Annotated in this window: 4 protein-coding genes; 2 read left to right on the forward strand and 2 right to left on the reverse strand. The window is 38.9% G+C overall.

Features of this window, described 5'->3' with window-relative positions:
• On the reverse strand, window positions 1-1,729 hold a 1,729-nt coding region (locus tag BTO23_RS03845; protein ID WP_211295915.1), incomplete at its 3' end, for a VCBS domain-containing protein.
• Between the two features lie 369 nt (window positions 1,730-2,098).
• On the opposite strand from BTO23_RS03845, the gene udp reads away from it, so the two are divergent.
• Entirely contained in the window at window positions 2,099-2,857 is a 759-nt protein-coding gene (udp, locus tag BTO23_RS03850; RefSeq protein WP_060991239.1) for a uridine phosphorylase, read from the forward strand.
• Window positions 2,858-3,162: 305 nt separating this feature from the next.
• Here udp and BTO23_RS03855 read toward each other — a convergent pair whose 3' ends face one another.
• Window positions 3,163-4,314 (reverse strand): DUF1887 family protein, encoded by a 1,152-nt coding sequence (locus BTO23_RS03855; protein ID WP_060991238.1) that lies wholly within the window; start codon window positions 4,312-4,314, stop codon window positions 3,163-3,165.
• Window positions 4,315-4,559: 245 nt separating this feature from the next.
• Between BTO23_RS03855 and BTO23_RS03860 the strand changes: the two genes are divergently transcribed.
• Window positions 4,560-5,033, forward strand: coding sequence for a DUF2947 domain-containing protein (locus BTO23_RS03860; protein WP_060991237.1), 474 nt, complete (start codon window positions 4,560-4,562; stop codon window positions 5,031-5,033).
• The last annotated feature ends 65 nt before the right edge of the window (window positions 5,034-5,098 follow it).

The following is a 5,098-nucleotide window of genomic DNA, read 5'->3' on the forward strand; positions in this document are numbered from 1 at the left end:
CGGTAATAGTAATTTGATGAGGAGTACCATCGACCGAATGCACGGTGATGGTATCCGTTGCTGTTGCACCTTTACCTAATGCTTGAACGGTAGGATTTGTGTTGTCTAAATCATATGTCCACGCGCCATTGTCGGTAAGGTGAAGCGTGCCGAGTGTGCCAGTAATATCAATGCTTCCTGTGGATGAGGTAGCGAAGTGCGCTTCACCGGTATCAACATCAGTCACAGTCAGAGTACCTGATGTTTGAAGTTGAGATTCTTCAGTCACCGCGCCGGTATTTGATCCTGATATGACAGCATTATCATTAGTGCCATTAACCGTAATTGTAATTTGGTGCGGCGTACCATCGGCAGAGTGAACGGTGATGGTATCGGTAGCAGTTGCGCCTTGTCCTAACGCTTGAATCGTCGGATTTGTGTTGTCTAAATCGTATGTCCACGCGCCGTTGTCGGTAAGATGAAGCGTGCCGAGTGTGCCAGTAATGTTTATGTTAGAGAAATGCGCTTCGCCGGTATCGATATCCGTAACGGTCAGAGTACCTGATGTTTGAAGTTGTGATTCTTCAGTCACCGCGCCAGTATTTGTCCCTGATATTACAGCTGCATCATTAGTGCCATTTATCGTAATAGTAATTTGATGAGGGGTACCATCAGCAGAGTGAACGGTGATCATATCCGTTGCTGTTGCGCCTTTACCTAATGCTTGAACTGTTGGGTTAGTGTTATCAAGATCGTATGTCCACGCGCCTTTGTCTGTAAGGTGTAGGGTACCGAGTGTGCCGATAATATCTGTGTTGGAGAAATGCGCTTCGCCGGTATCGACATCCGTAACAGTCAATGTGCCAGAGGTATGAAGTTGTGTTTCTTCTGTTACTGCGCCAGTATTTGAGCCACCAATTATGGCAGTATCATTAGTGCCATTAACCGTGATTGTTATTTGGTGCGGCGTACCATCGGCAGAGTGAACGGTGATGGTATCGGTAGCAGTTGCGCCTTGTCCTAACGCTTGAATCGTCGGATTAGTGTTGTCTAAATCATATGTCCACGCGCCGTTGTCGGTAAGATGAAGCGTGCCTAATGAACCGATAATATCAGTGTTTGAAAAATGTGCCTCACCAAGATCAGGGTCTATTATTGTCAGTTTTCCGGCAACATGAGTTGTCACGTCTTCGGTTGTTGTCGCTGAGTCTTTGCCTGAAATAATGGCTTGCTGTTGTGAGTGTTGTGGTGGAGATGTGCTTAATGTCGTAGGGTTTGTGACCAACATAGCAGGAGCTTGATTGATTGTATGGTTTTGCACTGGCGTAGGAAGAATTCCAAGAGGAGTTATTGCGTGTGAAGCTAAGTGAGAACTACTTCGTACGCTTGGAGTTACTATTGGTGTGTGCTCATTCGTATCATCTGGATTAGGTTGAATATTGCTCATTTTACTTTCAACAATAGGATCTAAAGGTGAAATGAGTGATTCATTATGATGCGAATTCGACACATCTAATGTATCGCTTTCTATATTTGAGGCTTTTTCTTCGACCAATTCTTCGGGTGTAAATGTTTTAGAAAAAGAAAAACTTGGCAAAATTAGCATCAATTGAGGATAAAGAGAGAGCCTTCTAGCTAAATAACGTTGGCTTTTATTTTTTTTCTTTTTAATCGGTGATTTTTCCTTTCCCGAATCTGAAAATGATTTAGATTTATTATTTGAGTTTGCTTTATCTGACTGCTTATTCATCCATGACCTCAGTACATAATATATAACTTATTATAAGTTAAGGATATAGAAGGCAAAAAAGCCAATACTAAGGTTAATAATTATTTAAAAGTGAGCTTCCGCTTTAATAAAAGATAGTGCTATCAATTATACCTATTGAATTTGAAATGATTGTAAGGTCATATAAGTCGCGTTAATCTTGAGTGTAAGTTAACCAAAGCTCTCAATTTTTGTGATGCCAATCGTTTTTCTGTGCAAGAGGGCGATCTATCATCATTCCTTTCGGGATCTTAATCACACTAATACTTTAGCCGTTTGGGTAAAGTAACTTCATCGAATCAATTATAACTAATTAAATTAACGCGACCCTACAATCGCAAGGAGCTAACCATGACAGCAGCAGTATTCCATTTAGGTGTTACACAGGCAGATCTTCAAGGCGCAGAAATGGCTATCATTCCTGGTGATCCAGCACGTGTTCAGAAAATCGCAGAGCAAATGGAAAACCCTAAATTCTTAGCAAGCCACCGTGAATACACTGTGTATCTAGCTGAACTTGATGGTAAGAAAATTGTAGTATGTTCAACAGGTATTGGTGGTCCGTCTACCTCTATTGCTGTTGAAGAGTTAGCACAACTTGGTGTTCGTACTTTCTTACGAGTAGGTACTACGGGTGCAATCCAACCGCATGTAAATGTTGGCGATATGATCGTAACAACTGGTTCTGTTCGTTTAGATGGCGCAAGTCTTCACTTTGCTCCAATGGAATTCCCAGCAGTTGCTGACTTTGATGTTGCAACAGCAATGCGTAAAGCGGTTGTTGACCAAGGTGCAACTGTTCACACAGGTGTTACAGCATCAAGTGATACTTTCTACCCAGGTCAGGAACGTTACGATACGTTCTCTGGTCGTGTTGTTAAGCGTTTCCAAGGATCTATGCAAGAATGGCAAGACATGGGTGTATTAAACTTTGAGATGGAATCTGCGACATTATTAACAATGTGTGCAAGTTCTGGTTTACGTGCAGGTTGTGTTGCGGGCGTAATCATTAACCGTACACAAAAAGAGATCCCAGATCACGCAACGCTAAAAGAAACTGAAGCACGTTCAATTAAAGTTGTTATTGAAGCTGCTCGTAATCTTCTATAAAAGAAGATCATAAATAGATAAAAATGGCGCTGATTCGTAATGAATCAGCGCCATTTTTTGTTTGAAGTAGTTATACCAATTCCATTAATTATCTGATCATTATTACTGGTTAAATAACTCAATAGCTGCGTTAAAAATTATTATTGTAGAATAACTACTTATAAGAATTTTCGCCTTACTCTTAAGTGATTTTCCTGCGTAATAAATGAAGCATCTAATTGGTTATATTGGTATTAATAAATAATGAGCAACAAAAAGACCAAATGAATGGCCTTTGAATTGTTTATTTATCATTTAGGTAGAGATTAATGGCCACCAGCGGCTAAGAACCAGTTTAGAAGATGTTTTTTAAGATCGCCTAACTCATCTGGGCCAATAATCGCTAAGCCTAGATCTTGCGCTCGCATAATATCGTTATTACGCAGAGGACGGAAGCTCACCAACATAGCTCGTGCTTGTAAGCCACCTAGAAGGTCACGTAATGACTCTAATTTATAAAGAGTATCATCGCCATCATCTCGCATACCTTTAGTCTTACACTCAATAATATGCAATTTGTTGTTCACGATGCTGACCACATCAAGTTCGTTACGAACGTCTTTATCACCAATTTCACGATGTACTTGAACATTCAATGAATGATCTTGAAGTGTAGGTAAGTACTGTTGAATATCGACCACGGTATTGTGGACAAGAATTTCTAACCACTCACCGTTAGCTAAGCGTCGTGCTTCTTCACAATCAAAAGTTAATGTGCCGTTTTCATAGGTAGCCAAACCGGTTTCAACTAAATCGGTTAATAGCATATTTAATTCTTTATAGCTTTGCTGTTTCTCTGTTACTTCAACATCTAAACGTTGCTCTTTACGACATGTCGTTGCTAAATAATTCAATGTTGCTAAACCTGGACCTAATTCTAGAGCATTACTTGCCCAGCGTTGGCAAAGCTCACGTAAACGTTTATCAATGTTCTCTGGAAGCTCCGTTTCAGAGAATTCGCAACGTGCACCAAAAATAGCAAGGTAATCACTTAATCTAATATTATCTGCGACATGTCTTTGTTTACGCCCATCTGGGTATAACCAACACAATTTATCACTGAATGGTTCGACAACAAAAATTGGCCAATGATAAGAACGAAATACTTCATAGGCAGAAAGAAGACGATGACGAAGACCACAGCTAGCGTTTAATTTTATATCACTAAAATGCACTTTCATTTCAGCAGCGAGTGCTTGTAATGATTCTTTAATTATATGGGTATCAACAATGTTTGGAATTTCATAAAAATCAGAGCTGATACCTTTGTATTGAAGAATACTCTCTAGTCGATGGAACATAGCTTTTTGCGTTTCATCGCCAATAAAGACCATATGCTCTCCTTTTACAGATAAATCTAAAAGGGGAGTGATGAGACGAACGGGGTCTTGATCTAATATGCCAACATGCGTAATCATGCAGTAATCCTTGTAATGGTGATTACACATAAATAGAAGTAGAAGGCATGTGTAACCAGATAATTATAATTATGATAAATAAGACTAATCAGACTATTTTGTGCGATCAGTATAAGTTTCTTATTCAATACTAATGTAATGAGGGACTAAATGATAAAAATCAACCCATGGTTAAATATTCTTATTTGGGCTTAATAATAAAAGACGATAGAATAGGGTCACATGTCTTAAATACAGAATGAACTATGAGCTATTTACCGTTAGATGAATACAACCGCAAATGGATTTTTACTCATCAATCAATGCCCGTTGATGATGCATTATTATCATTAATTAAACCATTTATCCAAGCAAAGTCAGCTCAAGTTTGGAATGATTTTATTAGTGCGAATAGTCCAACTGCAGATCATTTTGGTTCAAAAGAATGGCCAATGAAAAAAAGTTCATGGGACAATGAAATTGATTGGCAGCACCGTTGGGACAGCGATAATGAAGCATTACCTGAAGAAGTATTAGAGTTCATTGACTGGGCTGATGATGTTACGGTTTACTTTTGTTATGAAAAATACAATGTGATTGAAACTTCATGGGGTACGTTTAAGCAAACGTGGAAAAATTTCTTATTTTATGATGACTTACCAATATTGATTGGGAAGAAAAAGTCACAAGCATTGTGGTTTAACTCAAAAGGAAAAGTAAAATTAGGGTCGCGAAGCTAGTTTTACTCTTAAGTTTGAAATAAAAAGGCTCATAGTAATTTACTATGAGCCTTTTTTAATTGGTG

This window comes from Aliivibrio sifiae, assembly GCF_002954715.1.
Classification (GTDB): Bacteria; Pseudomonadota; Gammaproteobacteria; order Enterobacterales; family Vibrionaceae; genus Aliivibrio; species Aliivibrio sifiae.